We start from the raw sequence: 18,845 nt of genomic DNA, 5'->3' as shown, positions 1-18,845 counted from the left end.
AAAAACCCTTAATACAAGCATTCCACGGCAATCGCCGTGGCTTCACCGCCGCCGATGCAGATTGCTGCAACGCCGAGTTTGGCCTTTTGCTGACGCAGTGCCGAAAGCAGGGTCACCAGAATGCGCGCTCCCGAAGCACCGATCGGATGCCCCAGCGCACAGGCGCCGCCGTAGATATTGACCTTGGCGTGGGGGATATCCAGTTCGGCCATCGTGACCAGGCTGACCACTGCAAACGCTTCGTTGATCTCGAACAGATCAACCTGGTTCAGGTCCCAGCCGGTCTTGCTCATCAGCCGCTTGATCGCGCCCACCGGGGCGGTCGGGAACAGGCCGGGTTCGTCGGCAAAGGCCGCATGCCCGTGGATCACCGCCAAGGGTTCAAGACCGCGTTTGTGCGCCTCGCTCCTGCGCATCAGCACCAGCGCCGCCGCACCATCGGAAATCGAGCTGGAGTTGGCCGCAGTCACCGTCCCGCCCTCCCGGAAAGCCGGTTTCAGCGTGGGGATCTTTGCAAGATTGGCCTTGGGCGGCTGCTCATCCTCACTGATCAGGCGCTGCTCCTTGCCCGTGGTCACCTGCACCGGAACGATCTCGGCGCTGAAACTGCCATCCTTGATCGCCTGCTGCGCACGGGTCAGCGACGCCACGGCAAACGCATCCTGAGCCTCACGACTGAAGCCGTGGAGCTGGGCGCAGTCTTCGGCAAAACTGCCCATCAGGCGACCACGTTCATAGGCGTCTTCCAGACCGTCGAGAAACATGTGATCCAGCACCCGACCATGACCCATGCGGTAGCCACTGCGTGCGCGATCCAGCAAATACGGTGCGTTGGACATGCTTTCCATGCCACCCGCCACCACCACATCGACGCTCCCGGCGAGCAAGCGGTCATGAGCCAGAATGGTGGCTTCCATGCCTGAGCCGCACATCTTGTTCAGCGTGGTGCAGCGTGTGCCCTTGTCCAGCCCGGCACCCAGGGCGGCCTGACGGGCAGGCGCCTGGCCCAGACCCGCCGACAGCACGCAACCGAACAGCACCTCCTCTACGCCATCGGGGGCCACACCGGCCCGCTCTACTGCGGCGCGGATCGCCGCGGCACCCAGTTGCGGTGCAGTCAGGCCTTTGAAGTCACCCTGAAAGCCACCCATGGGCGTGCGTGCAACACTCACAATCACGACCGGATCATTGGCAATTGTCATTTCACACCCCTTATTTGGCGGCCATGCGCAAGGCGCCGTCGAGACGGATCACCTCGCCATTGAGCATGCTGTTTTCAATAATATGCCGTACCAGCGACGCGTACTCGTCAGGCTTGCCCAGGCGCGGTGGGAACGGCACACCGGCGGCCAGGGAGTCACGCACTTCAGGGGTCATGCCAGCCATCATCGGTGTTTCAAAAATGCCCGGTGCGATGGTCATGACGCGAATCCCGAAGCGGGCCAGTTCACGGGACGCAGGCAAGGTCAGGCTGGCGATGGCGCCCTTGGAAGCCGCATAGGCCGCCTGGCCGATCTGACCGTCGAACGCCGCCACCGAAGCGGTATTGATGATCACCCCGCGCTCGCCATCGGCATCGGCGGCGGTCTCGGCAATGGCCGCTGCGGCCAGGCGCAGCATGTTGAAGCTGCCAATCAGGTTGACGTTGATGACCTGGCTGAAATTCTCCAGCCCATGGGGGCCATTTTTGCCGAGGATCTTTTCGCCGCGCACAATGCCCGCACAGTTGATCAGTCCGTTGACCCCGCCAAAGGCTGCCACCGTGGCTGCAACCGCTGCCTGTGCGGCATCCGCCTGGCTGATGTCTGCCACTGCGCTACGCGCCTGACTCCCCAGCTTGTTCGCTTGGGCGGCCACGGCATCGGCGTTCATGTCCACCAGCATCACCCGGGCACCCGCCTTGACCAACATGTCGGCTGTGGCAGCACCCAGTCCTGATGCTCCACCGGTGACGATAAAAACCTTGTTTTCGATTTGCATGGTTGTTCCTGACCAAAATAGGGTTGTTAAAAATCAGGCCGTGGCATTGGCGCTTGCAGCCAGTTCAGCCTTGGCGATTTCCTGGTTGCGCAAAATAAAGCGCTGCAGCTTGCCGCTCGGGGTTTTCGGCAGCTCGGTGACAAATTCGATTTCACGGGGATAAGCGTGGGCAGCCAGGCGCTGGCGCACGTGTAAACGCAGGGTTTCGGCCAGTTGCGCATCACCCAGATATTGGGGGTTCAACACGACAAACGCCTTGACCAGCTCGGTACGCTCGGGGTCCGGCTTGCCCACCACGGCGGCTTCAACCACGGCCGGGTGCTCGATCAGGGCGCTTTCTACATCAAAAGGCCCTACGCGATAACCGGAGGTGGTGATGACGTCATCACTGCGCCCGACGAAGCTGATGCTGCCATCCGGGTTCAGCTCCACGGTGTCGCCGCTGAGGTAGTAATTGCCAACGAAAGCCTTGGTATTGAAGCCTTGATAACCGCCAAACCAGCACATCGGCGACTGGCTGCGATCGACTGCCAGAATTCCCGGCTGGCCAACCGGCAACTCCTGATGGTTGTCATCGAGCACCACGATCCGGTGGCCCGGCGAGGCAAAGCCCGCAGCGCCCATATGCACCGGATGATCAAGCCCGTGGTGGTTGCACAGCACCATGCCGACTTCGGTCTGCCCATAGTGGTCATGGATGGTGACGTTCAGCTCATCGGCAAACCAGCGAATGACCTCGGGGTTGAGCGGCTCACCGGCGCTGCTGACGACTCGCAGCTGGCCCTTGATCTTGCTCGAGAAGGCAGCCCCGGCAGCAATCAGCATGCGATACGCGGTGGGCGAACCGGTGAGGTTGGTGATGCCGTATTTCTTGATGACCCGGCAAGTGCTCTCAACCGTAAACGGGCCATCGTACAAAGTAATCGGGTGGCCCATGGACAACGGCCCGGTGATTCCGAAATAAATCCCGTACGCCCAGCCCGGATCAGCCAGGTTCCAGAACGAGTCCTCAGGACGCAGCCCCACTGCATCCCGGGTATAGCTCTGGAACGCAACGATGGCCTTGAGCGGCACCAGCAGCGGTTTAGCCGGGCCCGTGGTACCCGAGGTGAACATCAGCAAAAACGGGTCTTCACCTGTGAGCATGACCGGCTCACAGACGGCCGGGTAGTTGTCCAGTTCGGCCCAGAAGCTGAAATCGCCGCGCACCAGACCCTGCCCTTTGGCACCTGCCACTGTGACAATCGCCGGGCAATCGTTGACTTCATTGAGTTTGACGCGGTTCACCGCATCCGTGACCACCAACGCTGCACCGGAACTGTTGAGCCGGTGCTCGATGGCCTTGGGACCGAAGGCGGTAAACAGAGGCTGGTAAATGGCACCAATGCGCCAGGCGGCGAACGCAACAATCAACAACTCGACATTGCGTGGCAGCAAACCTGCCACCTTGTCGCCGCGCTTTACGCCCTGGGCCAACAGAAAATTGGCAAAGCGCGCAGCCTGATCCTGTAACTGGGTGAAGGTATACGTGGCGCTGCTGGCATCCCGGCCTTCCCAGAACAACGCAATGCGGCCCGGCAAGGCATGGCGATCGCAGCACTCGACGCAGGCATTGACGGCCTCAAGATGGCCGTCCAGTGCGCCCGTCACAGTACGTTGGTAGTCAAAATCAGTCATCGCGGTCAGGTAGTCGCGCATCAGCAGAATCCCTCGGTCTTTATTTTTAGGATGGGAACCGTGAAAAATCCTGTTGATAATCGCCCCGCGAAGGCTCTGCAACAATGGTCAAACCGCTCAAGCTGAATGACTGCTTTGGCCAATGACCGGCTCGACCACAACGCGCCTCAGGCCCTGGGTTCCCCACCTGTCGTCTAGTGGCGTATATCCCTGCACCGCTCTATATTTCACCCACATAAGGAGATGCCCGTGACCCTAGACAGCCGCCACTACAAGATCGACAACATCGAATTCAATGTCCACGACATAGCGCGCAGCAAAGCGTTTTATGGCGCCGTATTTGGATGGACTTTCACTGACTTCGGCCCCACCTACACCGAGTTCAGCGATGGCCGCCTGAGCGGCGGCTTCACCACGGGCGAGGCCGTACGCCCGGGGGGTCCGCTCATCATCATGTATGCCGATGACCTGGCCCGGGCACAGCAGGCGGTCATTGCCGCTGGCGGCCGGATTACGCGACCTGAATTCAAGTTCCCGGGCGGCAGCCGTTTCCACTTCTGCGACCTGGACGGCTATGAGCTGGCGATCTGGTCCGCAGGCGAATAAATCGCCAACCCTGAACACAAAAAGCCCCGCCAGGCATTAACTGACGGGGCTTTTTGCTGTCACTGGCAACGTACCGCGAGCGTTTTAGCGGCCCATGGCACGTGCCGCATCAGCGGTGTACTGGTCAGGTGTGAATTTGCCTTCGTTAAGGATCGGGCCTTTCTTGGCTTCGTTGGTCATGCCGTAGCCGGTGTACTGCCCCGAGTTCAAGTCCATGAAGAACTGCGAACCCGCCTGCCAGCCACTCATGTCCGGGTGGTAGTAATAGTTGACCATTGCGTGTTTCCACAGCTGCCCACGGGCATCGTAGTTGTCCGCCATGACCGAGTTCCAGGTGTCCTCATCGATAAACAGCACGCGCTTGCCGTAGACGTGGCGATAGCCTTCTTTCAGGTCCCCTTCCAGGACCCACACACGACGCAGCTCGTAACGCATCAAGTCTGGGTTGGGATGGTTGGGCGTCAGCATGTCGGCGTACTTCACCGTGCCAGCGTTGGGCTTGTAGGCGTTGGCCGGGATGTAGATCTCACGCTTGCCGATCAGTTTCCAGTTAAAGCGCTCCGGCGAACCGTTAAACAAACGGTCTTCGTCGACAGTCATGGTGCCGTTGGTGCCGATCATCGGCTGGTCGTAGCCGTAGCCAGGCAGCAAGCGTACGCGGCGGGTAGACGGGCTATAGCTCCAGGCCTGACGCGGGTTGGTCTGGAAGTCATAGGGTTCGTGGGAAATGCTGATCACGCCGTTGTCACGTGCAGGTTTCAGGGTCGTGTTGTTGCCCATTGCCTGAATCTTGCCTTCGGTTTTGGGCTCGACGGTCGGCGAGTTCGCCTGTGACAGGCCCCGCCCATAGGCACGCCCCCAACCAATGCTGCCATTGGGCAGTACAGACGCCAGGTCACTGGTTTTTTCTTCGGTCCAGGCACGGGCCGGGAGCTGGTGGTTCCACAGCACTTCCATCCCGCTTTTCGGGATCGGGAACGGCACTTGGCCCAAACCTTCAATGCCCATGCCATCGTTCACCAGCTTGGCGTTCAAAGCGTTGCTCATGGCGCGGCTGCACACGTAGTCCGGGTAGCGGAAATCACGATGACCGGTGTAGATATTCATCTTGTAAGTGGTCGGATAACGCTTGAGCAGCGCTTTCTGGCCTTCGGTCAGTTTGTCTTCGTACTGCGCCATGTTTTGCGCGGTGATCACCAGGATCGGCTTCTCCGCAGCGTAGGGGTCAACGGGTTGGCCGCCCGAGAACTTCACATGGTTCCAGCCCGGTACTTCGCCCAGGTACTTGCCGGTATACGGCGGGATTGTCCCGGCTGCGTTACCCGCCTGTTCGGCCCCTACACAGGTCAGCTCTTTACCCAGTTTGGCCGCTTCTGCGGGAGATACCTGAGCGGATGCCGTACCGATGGCTGCCACATTGACAGCTATGGCGGCTGCGAGCATTACGCCTGTTCTTGTTATTTTCATGTATTGCCTCCTACGCGAATTAGCTTGCTGAGGGGTATGCGTCCATTCTTCGCCATTCACAGGCGAGTACATCGTCCACAAAGACTATTCAGGCCGTTACCAACAGCTCTTTGAGCAAGCTTTTAAGCATCTTGCCCGAAGCATTCCGGGCAAACGGTGTGTGCTGGATATGGATCTGTGCAGGGACCTTGAAGCTCGCCAGGCGCTGCGCAATAAAACCCCGCACTGCATCGCGGTCCGGGGTTGAGGCCGGGTCGCCGCGCACCACCAGAAACACCACCTCGCCCAGCACATCATCAGGTACGGCAAAGGCGGCGGCTTCGATTACACCGGGCATCTCACAGGCACAGGACTCGACCTCGGCCGCTGAAATCTTCTCGCCGCCACGGTTGATCAGATCCTTGGCCCGATCGGTGATGTAGAGAAAACCTTCGTCATCCAGCAGGCCAATATCGCCGGTATCGAGCCAACCCTCTTGCAAGGTCTGGGTACTGGCCTGAGGCAGGTTCCAGTACGCGCTCATCAGCGTTGGCGAGCGCACCCAGATCAGACCGCTGACCCCGCTGGGCAAGGGGCGATTCGGGCTGTCGCCGATGCGCACGTCAACAATTGGCAAGGGCCAGCCCGCTGACGACGGCTTGTAGACAAACTGATCACCGCCAATCGCTGCACAAATCCCGTTGCTCTCGGTCAGCCCATAACCACTGCCGCCGACCGCTTCGGGTTTGCGCTGGGTCAGGTGGGCCAACAGGCTGCTGGACGGTGCCGCCCCGCCCAGTCCCAGACCAAACAGGCTTGCCGTGTCAGGACTGCCAAAGCGTGGCGAGGTGAGCAATTGCTGCATCATCACCGGCGCGCCGTTGAATTGGGTGCACTGCTCGTCACGGATCAGGTCGAAGGCTTTTTCCACGTCCCACTTGTACATCAGCAGCAGGCGCCGACCGCTGCGCAAGGCCAGTAAAAACTGCGCATGCAAGCCACTGACATGAAACAACGGCACCGCCATCAAGGTGGTGGGGGCATAGCCGCTGTTGATCACCACACTGATGCGCTCCGGCGAACTGACCGCGCAAAACGCGCCCTGAAACTCCAGCGCAACCAGCGCCTGGCAGACAGCGCGGTGGGTCGACAACACACCCTTGGCCAGGCTGGTCGTGCCCGAGGTGTAGAGAATCATGGCCGGGTCGCTGGCACTGACGGTTTGCACCGGAGTGCTTAAGGCCGGTGCAGCCAGCAGGTCTTCCAGACGCTGGCAGTGCTCCTCCAGCTGAGTATCTTCGCTCAGGCCAACCACAATGGTTGCCAGTCCCTGATCACGCAGGTCGCTGGCAAGCAACTGCAAGCGCGGCTCGTCGCACAGCAGCAAACACGCACCGCTGTCCTGCAAACCATGAAACAGTTCGTCACGCAGCCCCCAGCTGTTGAGCGGTACGCACACCGCACCGCATCGCTGGATAGCGGCAAACGCTACCAGCCAGGCGGGCTGATTACGCATGGCAATCGCCACACGGTCGCCCTTGTGTAGACCAAAGCGCTCCACCAGTTGCCCGGCCAGTCGATCCACCTGATCGAAAAACTGGCTGAACGTGAGTCGTTGCTGCTCCCACACCAGAAACTCGCGATCTGCGTGAACCCGACCGCTGTCGATGGCAGCCCAGACACTGGCGGCGCAATGCCGAAAATACTTCGGCCCGCCTTCCGGCGGCGTCAGTACTTCAAAAGGCGAGCCGGCACCAATCAACTGTTGCCAGGCGCTCTGCCATTGCTCAAGTTTCATCTTGTTATTCTCCAGACTCGAACAGTTCGCTACAGGCTCAAGCGTGCGCGTGCGCCAGCTCCAGAGCGCCATAGCGCTCGCAGTGATAATCGGCATCTCCCAGGCTTGCCTGGGCCACCCGGATCCGTTTGAGATACAAGCCCACATCCAGCTCATCGGTGACACCAATGCCGCCGTGCATTTGCACCGCTTCATTCACGACCTTGATCGCCGTTTGCCCGGCCTTCCACTTGGCCAGACTGGCCAGACGCTGACGCTCGACCTCGCTCAAGCGTGTGTCGTCCAGCGCTGCCAGACCGGCCATCACCGCGCTGCGCGCCAGTGCCAGGTCGACATACAACTGCGCAGCGCGATGTTGCAGCGACTGGAAAGAACCAATAGCCACCTCAAACTGGACGCGGGTCTTGAGGTAATCGAGGGTCATCGCGAAGAGCTTCTCTGACATACCGAGCATCTCGGCAGCCAGGCACACACGACCGCGATCCAGTGCAATATCCAATGCAGGCATGGCAGATCCCGCTTCGCCGAGCAGCGCTTGCGGTCCGACCTGTACCTGCTCCAGCTGCAGGCGTGCATGGTTACGCGAGTCAATCAGCGGTAACGCAATGACGGTGAGCCCCGGAGCATCTGCGGGTATCAGAAACAGGCTCATGTGGGCTTGGGAAGGCGACGTGTCGCCGGTGCGTGCAGCCACCAGATAACCATCGGCTCCCACCCCATCGATCACACAATATTTATCCCCGGTCAGGCTGTAACCATCGCCATTGGGCACCGCTTGCAAGGAGATCCGTGCCGGGTTGTGACGCGGGTGCTCATCCAGCGCCAGCGCCAGGCGCCGCTCACCACTAATGGTCGCCGACAGCCAGCAATCCTGCTGCTGAGCATTGCCCTGCAAGTGCAGCAAGGAGCCACTGAGCACCACACTTGAGAGCAGCGGCGAAGCGCTGAGATTGCAACCGATGGATTCAAAAATAGGGCCCAGGCCCATGCAGCCAAAATCCAGTCCACCGAGGTTTTCGGGGAACGGGATAGCACTCCAGCCCAACGCTACTGCGTCTTGCCATAGTCGGGTGTCAAACCCGTTGGCCTGAGGCTCATCGCGCAGGGCACGCTGGCGGGAGGCCGGGCTACGCGCTGCCAGAAACTCGCGGGCGCTGTCGGCCAACAGTCGTTGATCATCGTTATAAAGCAGGTTCATGGTGTGTTTCCTTACTTCACGTCAGGCAGGCCGAGGACCCGCTTGGCGATCACGTTGAGCTGAATTTCTGAGGCACCACCAGAAATGGTCAGGGCGAAACTGTTTAACCAGCCGCGTGTGATGGCCAGCTCTTGAGGGCTGAAAGCACCCTTGTCCCAGCCCAATGCGCGATAGCCCATGACGTCCAGCAACACTTCGAACTTGTCGCGTTCCTGTTCGGTGTGCACCAGTTTCATGATCGACATCAGCCCGCTGACGTCTTGCCCGGTACGGGCCTCTTCACCCATGCGCTGTACAGTCAGGTTGTAGCTGTGTTCATTCATGGCACTGGCCACAGCACGCGCCACCAACGCTGACTCGCTATGCCCCGCAGGTTCTGGCAAGTACTGACTCACCAACGGCAACAAATGGAAGTGTGTCGGCAAGCTGAACTCGCCGAATTTGGACATGGCTTTGCGTTCGTGCTGCAACAGGCGCTTGGCCAGGTTCCAGCCACCGTGCAACGGGCCAATCAACTGACTTTTCGGGACTTTGACCCCATCGAAGAACACCTGGCAAAACGCAGATTTGCCACTGATCAAATCAATCGGCGCAACGCTCACCCCCGGGCTTTTCATGTCGAGCACGATCAGGCTGATGCCCGCGTGCTTGCTGGCCGTGGGGTCGGTGCGGACCAACGCATACATCCAGTCCGACTTGTCCCCGTAGGAGGTCCAGATTTTGCTGCCATCGACCACAAAGTGATCACCGGCATCGCGGGCGCAGGTTTTCAGGCTGGCCAGGTCAGAACCGGCATTGGGCTCGGAGAAGCCCTGACACCAACGCACTTCACCGCGGGTCATCGGGGTGAGCAGGTCTTTCTTTTGTTCTTCGCTACCGAATTCCAGGAGCACCGGGCCGAGCATCCAGATGCCCAGATTGATTTGCGGCGGGCGGCACTTGAGGCGGCGCAGCTCACTTTCGAGCACGGCGTTGTATTCAGGGCTTAGCCCTGCACCGCCGTATTCGGCTGGCCAGTCCGGGCAGAACCAGCCTTTGTCGCGCATGCGCTCAAACCACAGCTGAGCATCGGCATTGGGAAACTCGACCTCGCTTGCGCCCCACACCAATTCGCCTTCAGGTATGGCCTTGCGCTGCGATGGCGGACAATTGGCTTCAAGCCAAGCGCGGGTTTGCTCTCTGAACTGGTCAATCGCGTTCATTTCTCTACCTTTCAGTTCTTGTAGCCGCTGCCGAGGTACGAGGCTGCGCAGCTGCCCCGGTGGCTTTGAAGGGCCTGCGGCCCTTGTCGCAGCCTCGTACCTCGTCAGCGGCTACAGTTGTCGGCAATGGTTAGCGCTGGGTGCGCGGCATGCCCAGGCCGAATTGGGCTATGAGCTCACGCTGGATTTCATTGGTGCCGCCACCAAACGTCAGGGTGACCGAGGCACGCACTTCGTACTCCAGCTCGCCCTGCAGCAACGACGCCGCCGAGCCGCCACGAACCAGGCCATTGGCGCCAACGATGTTGCTCAATACGCGCAAAATCTCGATTGCCGATTCCGAGCCGTAGACCTTGGTGGTCGAGGCCAGGGCCACGTCCATGCGCTCACGTTCAAGATCAGCGGCAATGCGCAGGTTGATCAGGCGCATGGCTTCAAGCCTGGCGTAGCATTGCGCCAGACCCGCGCGCACCCAGGCTTTGTCGGTGGCGCGTGCGCCGTTTTCATCCGTTTCCCTGGCCCACATCAGAACCCGTCGATATAGCCCGACAACCTTGTCCGACCAGGCACCCAGGCCCAGTCGTTCGTGGTTCAGTTGGGCAGTGATGAGCTTCCATCCACCGTTCAACTCACCGACCAGCATGTCTTTGGGCACCCGTACGTTGTCGTAGTAGGTGGCCGCGGTCGGGTTGCTGGTGGTCGGAATCACCGTGGTTGCAAAGCCTTGCGCCTGGGTGTCGAGAATCAGGATCGACACCCCCTTGTGCCGTGGACGCTCAGGGTCGGTGCGGGCTGCCAGCCAGATGTAATCTGCCGACTCGGCGCCCGAGGTCCAGAGCTTGTTGCCATTGACCACAAACTCGTCACCTTCAAGGCGGGCCGTGGTTTTGAGCACGGCCAGGTCGCTGCCCGCATCCTGTTCGGAATAGCCGATGGCAAAGATGATTTCGCCTGCGGCTATGCCCGGCAAAAACTTGGCCTTTTGCAGCTCGGTGCCATGGGCCATCAACGCCGGGCCCACTGTGCTGATGGTCACGAACGGCAGCGGCGCACCGGCGATATTGGCTTCTTCGAAGAAGATAAATTGCTCGGTGGGACCATACCCCTGCCCGCCGTGCTCCTTGGGCCAGCCCACGGCCAGCCAGCCGTCGCGACCCATCTGGCGGATGGTGTCGCGGTACAGTTCGCCGCCCTCTTTGCCGCGCAATTGCTCACGCAACTGCGGGGTCATCAGGTTCTGGAAGTAATCCCGCACCTTCAGGCGCAGGGCATGTTGTTCGGGCGTGAGGTCGACGAACATTCAGGCTGCTCCCAGAATCAGGCCGCTGGTGGGAACACCCGTGCCAGCAGTCACCAATACGTTTTCCACGTTATCGACCTGGTTGACCGCACTGCCGCGCACCTGACGTACCGCTTCAGCCACGCCGTTCATGCCGTGAATGTAGGCCTCGCCCAATTGTCCGCCGTGGGTATTGATCGGGAACTTGCCGCCACGGGCATGGTGTCCGGCGCGGATAAATTCCTTGGCTTCGCCCCGCTCGCACAGACCGAATTCTTCGAGTTGCGGCAGTACGAACGGGGTGAAGTGGTCGTAAATGACCGCGGTTTGCAGCGCCTCCGGACCCAGGCCCGACTGGCGATACAGCTCTTTGGCGACCACGCCCATTTCCGGCAGCCCGGTAATGTCGTCGCGGTAGAACGAGGTCATGATTTGCTGGCCCGAGGTGATCCCTTGCGAGCCTGCCTTGATCATCACCGGCTTCTGACGCAGGTCCTTGGCGCGCTCGGCCGAGGTAATCACCATGGCCACCGCACCGTCTGACTCCTGGCAGCAATCGAGCAAGTGCAGCGGCTCGCAGATCCAGCGCGAGGCCTGGTGTTCTTCCAGGGTGATCGGCTTGCCGTAAAAGAATGCAGCCGGGTTGGTGGCGGCAAAATCGCGAACGGCCACCGCCACGCGACCGAAGTCTTCAGAGGTGGCGCCGTAGGTGTGCATATAGCGCTGGGCAAACATGCCGACCCATGAAGCCGGGGTATGCAGGCCGTGCGGCATGTACCAGCCGTAGTTCACGTTTTCAAAGATCGGTGTGGAGGCAAAGCCGTAACTGCCGCTGCCAAAGCGATACCAAGAGCGCTCGTTCATGGCGCGGTAAACCACCACCACTTTGGCTACACCCGTGGCGACGGCCATGGCCGCGTGCATGATCGGTGCGCAGGCCGCACCGCCACCGTGGGGCACCTGGGAGAAGAACTTGACGTCCTTGCAACCCAGCAAGCGGGCGATTTCGTATTCCGGGACTTTGTCCACCGAGTACGAGCTGAAACCCTCAACCTCGGACGGGTCGATACCGGCGTCTTTCAACGCAGCCAACGTGGCTTCAAGCGCCAGGCGCAATTCAGTGCGCCCGGAGTTTTTCGAGAATTCGGTCGCGCCCAGGCCAACAATGGCAGCGCTGCCGGAAAGTGTCGATTGCGTCATGTGTGCTGTCTCCCGCGATCAGGGCAGAACCAGCGCGACCGTACCGGTCACGTGGTTGCCCATGGAATTTTTGCCGCTGAGGGTGATTTCCACCGTGCGAGTGGCGGCGTCCAGACCGGTAACCGCGCCATTGAACGTCATGCTGTCGCCAGGGTAGTTCGGCGCGCCAAGCTTGATTTTCAGCGAGGCAAAACGTGCCTCGGGGCCGGCCCATTCTTCGACATAACGCTGCACCAGCCCATTGGTGGTGAGGATGTTCATGAAGATGTGCGGCGAGCCCAGGGCCTGGGCAGCGTTCAGGTCATGGTGGCCGGGAAAGTAGTCGCGGGTGGCAATAGCGCCGCCGGTGACCAGGCCCACGGTGATCGGGATCGCCAGTTCCGGCAGGGTTTCGCCGGGGCGCACGTCGTCAAAGCGCTTGGTGTTCTGCAAGGTCATATTTCCATCCCAGCTTGTCGTTATGGCTCAGCCAGTCGCCGAGGCGTTCAAGGCTTGCTGCCGATCCACCCAGGGCACAGCCCAAAGCGCGGCTCCAGTAGAGAAAGCGATGCATCGGGTACGTCAGGTCGACGCCGATACCGCCGTGTACGTGCTGGGCGTTGTGCCCAATCACATGCCCCGCTTCACAGGCCTGCCAGGCGGTGGCCAATGCTTCGCTCGGCGCAGGCAGACCGGCATCCAGGCGATAGCACAACTGCCACAGGCAACTGCGCAAGGCTTCGAGGGCGATGTGGGCGTTAGCCATGCTCATCTGCACGGCCTGAAAGCTGCCAATACTGCGCTCGAACTGGCGACGCTCGGTGACGTACTCCACGGTGCGGCGAATCTGTTCGGCGCTGACGCCCAGTTGCAGCGCCGCCAGCGAGGCAATGGCCCGTGGCTCCAGCCAGCTCAGAGCGGCTGCCGGGAGCAACTGCTCGGCGCTGATCAGCAGCCCGTCGATATGCAAATCGGCAATGGCTTCACCGTGGGTCATACGTCCGGGTAGATGCTTGATGGTCTTGCTTGCCAGCTCGACAAATGCCAGTCGCGCCTGACCATCAACGCTCACCAGCAGCAATGCCGCCTGTGATTGCTCGGCCAGCGCCAGGGCGCCAACACGACCATTGATGCACCATCCTGCGCCCGTTTCTACAGCGTTCAGGTCAATGCCCTGGGCGTTGTACAAACCGCTCAAATCCAGAGTCAGCAACCTCCTCCCGGCCGCAGCTTCAACCGCCCAAGGCTGCAAGGCGGGATCGGCAAATTGCGCCAGAGTCGCGGCCGTCAGTTGATGACGCCACAACGGCACCTGCCCCAGCGCCTGACCCTGGGCCTGAAGGACTTGCATCAACTCGGTCATGCCCAACCCGCTGCCCCCCTGAGCTTCAGGGATGGCCAGGGCTTGCAGGCCGGTTTCTACGCACAGTTGCCACAGCGGCTCCATGTAGGCCTGCTCGCGGGTGTCGAACTGACGCAAGCGGTCATCGGTGCAATAGTCGGCAAATACACTGCCGGCCATTTCTGCAATGGCGCTCTGGTCTTCGGTGAATTCGAAATCCATGCTGCCCTCTCCTTACTCGACCACAGGCCGGAACATGGGCAAGGTCAGCTCGCCGTCGAAGGTCTGGAACTCAAGCTGCAAGGGCTGACCAATACTCAGCTCGTCACGCTTGACGCCCGTAAGCCCGGCCACCAGGCGCACCCCTTCTTCCAGCTCGATCAGGCCAATCGGATTGGGATGGTCGAACGGCGCCACTTCGGGGTAGTGCATGATCACAAACGAATAGAGGCTGGCACGGCCGCTGGCCTGCACGCTGTCCCAATCGAACGAGTGGCATTCGATGCACACGGGCGCCGGCGGATGGCGCAGGGTCTGGCACTGGGTGCAGCGCTGAATCAGCAACTTGCCCGCATCACAACCTTCCCAGAAGAAACGGGTGTCATCGCTCATGCCCGGCTTGGGACGCTTGACTGCGGGGGCTGCCTCGACCTTGGTCGGTGCTTCTTGCGGCGTGTGGTTGTTGGCCGGGCGGAACTTGAATACGCGAAACAGCAACTGCCCCACCGCTTCATCGCCACTTTTGTGTTCAACGAAGTAGTTCATCACCAGCGTGACGAAAAAACCTGTGCCCAGACCGGTGGTTTTCTCGTCGCCTACCGAGTCCAGCCGGGTGGTGTAATAGAGTTTTTCGCCCGGACGCAGATTGCGCTCGAAGGTCAACTCGGAGTTCACCGCCACCACTGATGCATAGCCATAAGACTCAATCAGCTTGAGCACTTCATAGGGGTTTTCGGTGGTCGAGCCCGGTGCGTAGTTGTTCAGGTGAAAGCCTTCCATGCACCACACCTGCAGCATCGCAGGCGGCGCAACGAGCCCGTCCTGTACGCTGGTGGCGGCAAAGGCCGGATCGGTGTAAAGCGGGTTGTCCACGCCCATGATCTCGCACCATTGGCGGATCATCGGGGCGTTGACTTCGTCCCAGGCGTAGACGCGACCATATTCACGCCCCACCAGGGCGCGCACGTCGGTTAGCAATTGAGAATCAGCCAAGTTCGTCTCCTGCGTGTCAAGTGCAGCAACCCCGTGGTCGCCGCTGAAGGTCGTCAGTGCGCAGCGCTCAGAAATGCCGGCCGTTCGCCGCCGCCGTGCAACAACAAGTTGCAGCCGCTGGCGTAGCCGGCCATGGGCGACGCGATAAACAGGCAGGCATTGCCGATGTCTTCAGGCAGTGCCATGCGCCCGGCCGGAATGCCGGCGCTGACGGCTGCAATGCCTTGTTCGTCGCCGTAATGCAGGTGCGCCTGCTCGGTGCGTACCAGTCCCGGGCTGACCGCGACCACCCGCACCTTCGGCGCCCACTCCACCGCAAGCGATTGCACCAGCGCCAATACCCCGGCCTTGGCCGCGCCATAAGCCGCAGTGCCCGGGGATGCGCGTAAGGCGCTGATGCTGCCGATAAACACGATGCAGCCGCCCTCGGCCTGTTGCTGCATCAGGGCGTTGGCCTGTTGCGCCACATTCAAGGGGGCGATGAGATTGAGGCGAATAATGCCTTCGTGGAAACGTGGCGATGCGCTGCCAGCCTCTGCGGGCGGGCTGCCGCCGGCGTTGTTGATCACCACATCGAGACGACCGAAGTCAGCACGAATGCCATCGAACAACGCCTTGAGCGATTCCTGGTCGCGCACATCGCATGCCATGAAAATCGCCTGCTTCGAGCCTGCCGCGGGCAACATTTCAGGTGTTGTCCTGCCACACACAATCACCTGCGCCCCGGCTTGCAGAAAGCTGCGGGCGATACCCGCGCCGATGCCTTTTGTACCGCCGGTGACCAGCACCACCTTACCGCTGTAGTCCAGCCCTGAGAGTTGGCCCATGACGTGCTCCTTTTCTACTGATGGAGCCACTCTAGGGACAATCCGTGGGCTGCTCGTCGTCTGAACGGACGATGAAGCACAACCGGGTGAACGCAACAATCCAGCGCACGCTGTGGTGACAGCCCCTGTTAACGAGGAACCCCATGTCAGACCCATCTGCCGCGCCGGTATTGCTTGAATTCCCGACCCCGGGCGTTGCTCTCCTGCGCCTTAATCGCCCCCAGGCCACCAACGCCCTGAGCCTTGAGTTGCAGGCGTTGTTGTCACGCTACTTCACAGAGCTGGGGCAAAACCCTGAGGTGCGCTGCATCCTGCTGACGGGTGGCGACAAGGTGTTTGCCGCTGGCGGCGATATCAACAGCATGGCTGGCGTCGGCCCGATTGATATCTACCAGCGCCACACCGAGCGGGTCTGGGCGCCGATCCAGCATTGTCCAAAACCTGTCATTGCTGCGGTGTGCGGCTATGCCTATGGCGGCGGTTGCGAGCTGGCGATGCTGGCCGACATCATCGTGGCCGGGCGCAGCGCCAGGTTTTGCCAGCCCGAGATACGCATTGGCATCATGCCGGGCATTGGTGGCACCCAACGGCTGGTGCGTGCCGTGGGCAAGGCCAAGGCGATGCGCATGGCCCTGACCGGGCAGCCGATTACGGCTGACGAAGCCTGGATATCGGGGTTGGTGAGTAACGTGGTCGATGATGAACAGGTACAGGCATATGCACTGGAGATGGCCCAACTGATCGCCGCCATGCCACCGCTGGCTGCCGAGCAAATCAAGGAAGTGATACTGGCGGGCGTGGACGCACCGCTGGAGACCGGGCTGGCCCTTGAGCGCAAGGCCAATGCGCTGCTGTTTGCATCCAGGGATCAAAAAGAAGGGATGCAGGCATTTATCGAGAAACGTGCAGCACGGTTTGAAGGGCATTGAGCGTTGCGCCCCCTGTAGTCGCTGACGAGTAGTGCGAGGCTGCGTTCGAGCGCGCAGCGGTCGCAAAACCAGTACACGCGCAGTGCCTGATTGACCGTGCTAGCTGATTTCACGACTGCTACGTCGCAGTGGCGCACCAAGCCAAACGCAGCCTCGCACTACTCGTCAGCGACTACAGATCGTGAATGCAACCCACCAACCAGGCCGGCCGGTCGGCCGCCTCGGCGTGCAGTGCTTTTGATCTGCCCGCCCCTTCGGGAGGCCGAGCGGAGGGGCGAAATCCATATTCCAGTTAGGTACCCATGCGGGATATGTACCCGGTCTGCCAGTTATCACCACAGCCCCCAATCGCGGCCCCGCACATCACCAGCCCCACTACGAACTTTCAGGATTTTTCGCACAGGTTTGCCAATTGCTGAGGTATCGGCACGACGCCTATAGTCAGCCCTCGCCAATAAGGCGACCGGGTTTGGCGACCTGGAACTTGAACAATGGTTACGTTGGGCTGTTGTGATATATGGCAGAGCGTGTATTTTGCATCGCGATGCTTTATGGCAGCTGTACGTGGGAGATCTTCGGGTCTGCCGGTGTTCCTTGTTCTACCGGTTCGCCAACCCGCGTACAGCGGCCACCTGTTTTCGTTTGGCGACGTTAGCGTGTGGTTCCAACCCAGCAACAAGGAGCATCACTAATGACGCAACATCCATTTATTCCGCTAACCGCCATCGACTGCACCATCCCCGCCTTATTTATCGACCGCAATACGCCCCTCGATGTGCTTCACGCCAACGCCGTGGCCCGTATGCTGGCGGCAACCCAACTTATGGAAACACTCTCCAGCCGCGAATTGCAGCAGGCAGATTCGGTTGATCTCAAACATCTTGCCACGGCGGCTGCGCTGCTACTGCGAGATGGTTGTGACGTGTTGAATGTGTTGGGTTGGCGATTGCAGCCTGCATAGAAAAACCCCCCAGTGCAGGGTTATACGACGGCTGCGTCTACAGGATTCGTCGTCTATCCCTCTACGTAGCAGTTGACGAGTATAACGAGGCTACGTTCGATCGCGCAGCGGTCGCAAAACAGTTATACGCGCAGTGCCTGATTAACCGTGCAAGCCGATTTCACGACTGCTGCGTCGCAGTGGCGCAGCCTCGCACGGCTCGTCAGCTGCTACGGATCGTGAATGCAACCCACCAACCTGGCCGGCCGGTCGGCCGCCTCGGGGTGCAGTGTTTTTGATCTGCCCGCCCCTTCGGGAGGCCGAGAGGAGGTTCTGCGTAGTGGGTCGACCGGCATGGATGCCGGGAGAGCCGTGTTGGGCCAGGGATGGCCCGTCACGGCGTGCCCACGGAGCGGGACCGGAATGAGGGAACCTGAGCGCAGCGAGGGCCGTACGCGGGGGCGAAAGCGCTTTGGTTACTTTGCCGCTTTTGCAAAGTGACTCGCTGTAAGAGCGAAACCATCATTTCAGTTAACCGCGAATGCCGGATATGTACCCCGTGTGCCCGTTGTTTTGCGAAGCGCCCGCACCTATGCCGAGTCCATATCCATTCGATATGTCACGACTTTCTACGGGTTCCGCCCTTACGGCGGGTCACTTTTTCCAGACGCCGAAAAAGTAACCAAAAAGGCTTGCCCTACCATACGGCCGCCTCGCCCAGGCTCGGTGGTTCCCTCTCTCCGGCACTGTCATGGGGGCACGCCGCGACGGGCCATCCATGGCCCATCGCGGCTGGCGCGGCGTCCAGCCGCGCCACCCCCATAACAGCACCTGCGTTCGGCCTTCTGTGATGGGCATTCGCGTCGTCTGGACATTCGTGTGGCTCCAGCAAAAGCAAAATGCATCGCAGACGTCACAGAACCCTACGAAAAACGGTTTAGCGCCAACATACAAGGCCGCCTCGGCGGGCAGTTGATCTTGTTTTTGCACTGGTTTTTGATCTGTCTGCCCTTCGGGAGGCCGAGAGGAGGCTCTGCGCAGTGGGTCGACCGGCATGGATGCCGGGAGAGCCGTGTTGGGCCAGGGATGGCCCGTCACGGCGGGCCCACGGAGCGGGACCGGAATGAGGGAACCTGAGCGCAGCGAGGGCCGTACGCGGGGGCGAAAGCGCTTTGGTTACTTTGCCGCTTTTGCAAAGTGACTCGCTGTAAGAGCGAAACCATCATTTCA

At 60.6% G+C, this 18,845-nt stretch carries 16 protein-coding genes; 3 read left to right on the top strand and 13 right to left on the bottom strand.

Features of this window, described 5'->3' with window-relative positions:
* Positions 1–8 precede the first annotated feature (8 nt).
* Genes TU76_RS13390 through TU76_RS13380 form a run of 3 tightly spaced genes read right to left on the bottom strand, consistent with a single transcriptional unit; the run spans position 9 to position 3,678 of the window.
* On the bottom strand, positions 9–1,202 hold the full coding sequence (locus TU76_RS13390) for an acetyl-CoA C-acyltransferase (RefSeq protein ID WP_019827412.1): 1,194 nt from the start codon (positions 1,200–1,202) through the stop codon (positions 9–11).
* A gap of 10 nt (positions 1,203–1,212) precedes the next feature.
* Positions 1,213–1,980: an SDR family NAD(P)-dependent oxidoreductase gene (locus TU76_RS13385; protein WP_048351823.1), complete on the bottom strand. Its 768-nt coding sequence runs from the start codon at positions 1,978–1,980 to the stop codon at positions 1,213–1,215.
* Between the two features lie 33 nt (positions 1,981–2,013).
* Complete coding sequence (locus TU76_RS13380) at positions 2,014–3,678, bottom strand: AMP-binding protein (protein ID WP_048351822.1); 1,665 nt, start codon at positions 3,676–3,678, stop codon at positions 2,014–2,016.
* Positions 3,679–3,906: 228 nt separating this feature from the next.
* Here TU76_RS13380 and TU76_RS13375 point away from each other — a divergent pair, with 228 nt between their 5' ends.
* Positions 3,907–4,263 carry a VOC family protein gene (locus TU76_RS13375; protein ID WP_019827409.1) on the top strand — a complete coding sequence of 119 codons (357 nt, stop codon included), beginning with the start codon at positions 3,907–3,909 and terminating at the stop codon, positions 4,261–4,263.
* An 84-nt stretch (positions 4,264–4,347) separates the two neighbouring features.
* Here the strand turns inward: TU76_RS13375 and TU76_RS13370 are convergent, their stop codons facing one another.
* The 10 genes from TU76_RS13370 to TU76_RS13325 form a co-directional block, all read right to left on the bottom strand.
* Complete coding sequence (locus TU76_RS13370) at positions 4,348–5,730, bottom strand: DUF1329 domain-containing protein (RefSeq protein WP_401016403.1); 1,383 nt, start codon at positions 5,728–5,730, stop codon at positions 4,348–4,350.
* An 88-nt stretch (positions 5,731–5,818) separates the two neighbouring features.
* A complete protein-coding gene (locus tag TU76_RS13365) occupies positions 5,819–7,507 on the bottom strand; it encodes a class I adenylate-forming enzyme family protein (protein ID WP_048351821.1) in 1,689 nt (562 codons plus the stop codon).
* Positions 7,508–7,544: 37 nt separating this feature from the next.
* Positions 7,545–8,705, bottom strand: a complete 1,161-nt coding sequence (locus tag TU76_RS13360; RefSeq protein WP_048351820.1) for an acyl-CoA dehydrogenase family protein — start codon at positions 8,703–8,705, stop codon at positions 7,545–7,547.
* An 11-nt stretch (positions 8,706–8,716) separates the two neighbouring features.
* Positions 8,717–9,907, bottom strand: a complete 1,191-nt coding sequence (locus TU76_RS13355) for an acyl-CoA dehydrogenase family protein (RefSeq protein ID WP_048351819.1) — start codon at positions 9,905–9,907, stop codon at positions 8,717–8,719.
* 130 nt (positions 9,908–10,037) lie between these two features.
* Positions 10,038–11,207, bottom strand: coding sequence for an acyl-CoA dehydrogenase family protein (locus TU76_RS13350; RefSeq protein ID WP_019827404.1), 1,170 nt, complete (start codon positions 11,205–11,207; stop codon positions 10,038–10,040).
* On the bottom strand, positions 11,208–12,386 hold the full coding sequence (locus TU76_RS13345; RefSeq protein WP_048351818.1) for a lipid-transfer protein: 1,179 nt from the start codon (positions 12,384–12,386) through the stop codon (positions 11,208–11,210).
* Between the two features lie 18 nt (positions 12,387–12,404).
* Positions 12,405–12,824, bottom strand: a complete 420-nt coding sequence (locus TU76_RS13340; RefSeq protein WP_019827402.1) for a MaoC family dehydratase — start codon at positions 12,822–12,824, stop codon at positions 12,405–12,407.
* Positions 12,796–13,929 carry an acyl-CoA dehydrogenase family protein gene (locus TU76_RS13335; protein WP_048351817.1) on the bottom strand — a complete coding sequence of 378 codons (1,134 nt, stop codon included), beginning with the start codon at positions 13,927–13,929 and terminating at the stop codon, positions 12,796–12,798. Before TU76_RS13335 ends, TU76_RS13340 begins: the two co-directional genes overlap by 29 nt.
* 12 nt (positions 13,930–13,941) lie before the next feature.
* Positions 13,942–14,919 (bottom strand): bifunctional MaoC family dehydratase N-terminal/OB-fold nucleic acid binding domain-containing protein, encoded by a 978-nt coding sequence (locus TU76_RS13330; RefSeq protein WP_019827400.1) that lies wholly within the window; start codon positions 14,917–14,919, stop codon positions 13,942–13,944.
* A 53-nt stretch (positions 14,920–14,972) separates the two neighbouring features.
* Positions 14,973–15,746 carry an SDR family oxidoreductase gene (locus TU76_RS13325; protein WP_019827399.1) on the bottom strand — a complete coding sequence of 258 codons (774 nt, stop codon included), beginning with the start codon at positions 15,744–15,746 and terminating at the stop codon, positions 14,973–14,975.
* A gap of 143 nt (positions 15,747–15,889) precedes the next feature.
* Between TU76_RS13325 and TU76_RS13320 the strand changes: the two genes are divergently transcribed.
* Both TU76_RS13320 and TU76_RS13315 read left to right on the top strand, forming a co-directional pair.
* Positions 15,890–16,675, top strand: a complete 786-nt coding sequence (locus tag TU76_RS13320) for an enoyl-CoA hydratase (protein ID WP_019827398.1) — start codon at positions 15,890–15,892, stop codon at positions 16,673–16,675.
* Between the two features lie 691 nt (positions 16,676–17,366).
* The gene (locus TU76_RS13315; RefSeq protein WP_048351816.1) at positions 17,367–17,636 is read left to right on the top strand and encodes a hypothetical protein; all 270 of its coding nucleotides are present in this window, start codon (positions 17,367–17,369) and stop codon (positions 17,634–17,636) included.
* Positions 17,637–18,845 lie beyond the last annotated feature (1,209 nt).

This window comes from Pseudomonas psychrophila (assembly GCF_001043005.1).
Lineage (GTDB): Bacteria > Pseudomonadota > Gammaproteobacteria > Pseudomonadales > Pseudomonadaceae > Aquipseudomonas > Aquipseudomonas psychrophila.
The sequence above is the reverse complement of the archived record's forward strand: the minus strand, read 5'-3'. Positions and strand labels throughout refer to the sequence as shown.

Coding starts and splice junctions, on each gene's coding strand:
- TU76_RS13350 (WP_019827404.1), bottom strand. CDS start 11,207: ATGTTCGTCGACCTCACGCCCGAACAACATGCCCTGCGCCTGAAGGTG.
- TU76_RS13335 (WP_048351817.1), bottom strand. CDS start 13,929: ATGGATTTCGAATTCACCGAAGACCAGAGCGCCATTGCAGAAATGGCC.
- TU76_RS13360 (WP_048351820.1), bottom strand. CDS start 8,705: ATGAACCTGCTTTATAACGATGATCAACGACTGTTGGCCGACAGCGCC.
- TU76_RS13380 (WP_048351822.1), bottom strand. CDS start 3,678: ATGCGCGACTACCTGACCGCGATGACTGATTTTGACTACCAACGTACT.
- TU76_RS13315 (WP_048351816.1), top strand. CDS start 17,367: ATGACGCAACATCCATTTATTCCGCTAACCGCCATCGACTGCACCATC.
- TU76_RS13355 (WP_048351819.1), bottom strand. CDS start 9,907: ATGAACGCGATTGACCAGTTCAGAGAGCAAACCCGCGCTTGGCTTGAA.
- TU76_RS13325 (WP_019827399.1), bottom strand. CDS start 15,746: ATGGGCCAACTCTCAGGGCTGGACTACAGCGGTAAGGTGGTGCTGGTC.
- TU76_RS13390 (WP_019827412.1), bottom strand. CDS start 1,202: ATGACAATTGCCAATGATCCGGTCGTGATTGTGAGTGTTGCACGCACG.
- TU76_RS13345 (WP_048351818.1), bottom strand. CDS start 12,386: ATGACGCAATCGACACTTTCCGGCAGCGCTGCCATTGTTGGCCTGGGC.
- TU76_RS13365 (WP_048351821.1), bottom strand. CDS start 7,507: ATGAAACTTGAGCAATGGCAGAGCGCCTGGCAACAGTTGATTGGTGCC.
- TU76_RS13370 (WP_401016403.1), bottom strand. CDS start 5,730: ATGAAAATAACAAGAACAGGCGTAATGCTCGCAGCCGCCATAGCTGTC.
- TU76_RS13385 (WP_048351823.1), bottom strand. CDS start 1,980: ATGCAAATCGAAAACAAGGTTTTTATCGTCACCGGTGGAGCATCAGGA.
- TU76_RS13340 (WP_019827402.1), bottom strand. CDS start 12,824: ATGACCTTGCAGAACACCAAGCGCTTTGACGACGTGCGCCCCGGCGAA.
- TU76_RS13320 (WP_019827398.1), top strand. CDS start 15,890: ATGTCAGACCCATCTGCCGCGCCGGTATTGCTTGAATTCCCGACCCCG.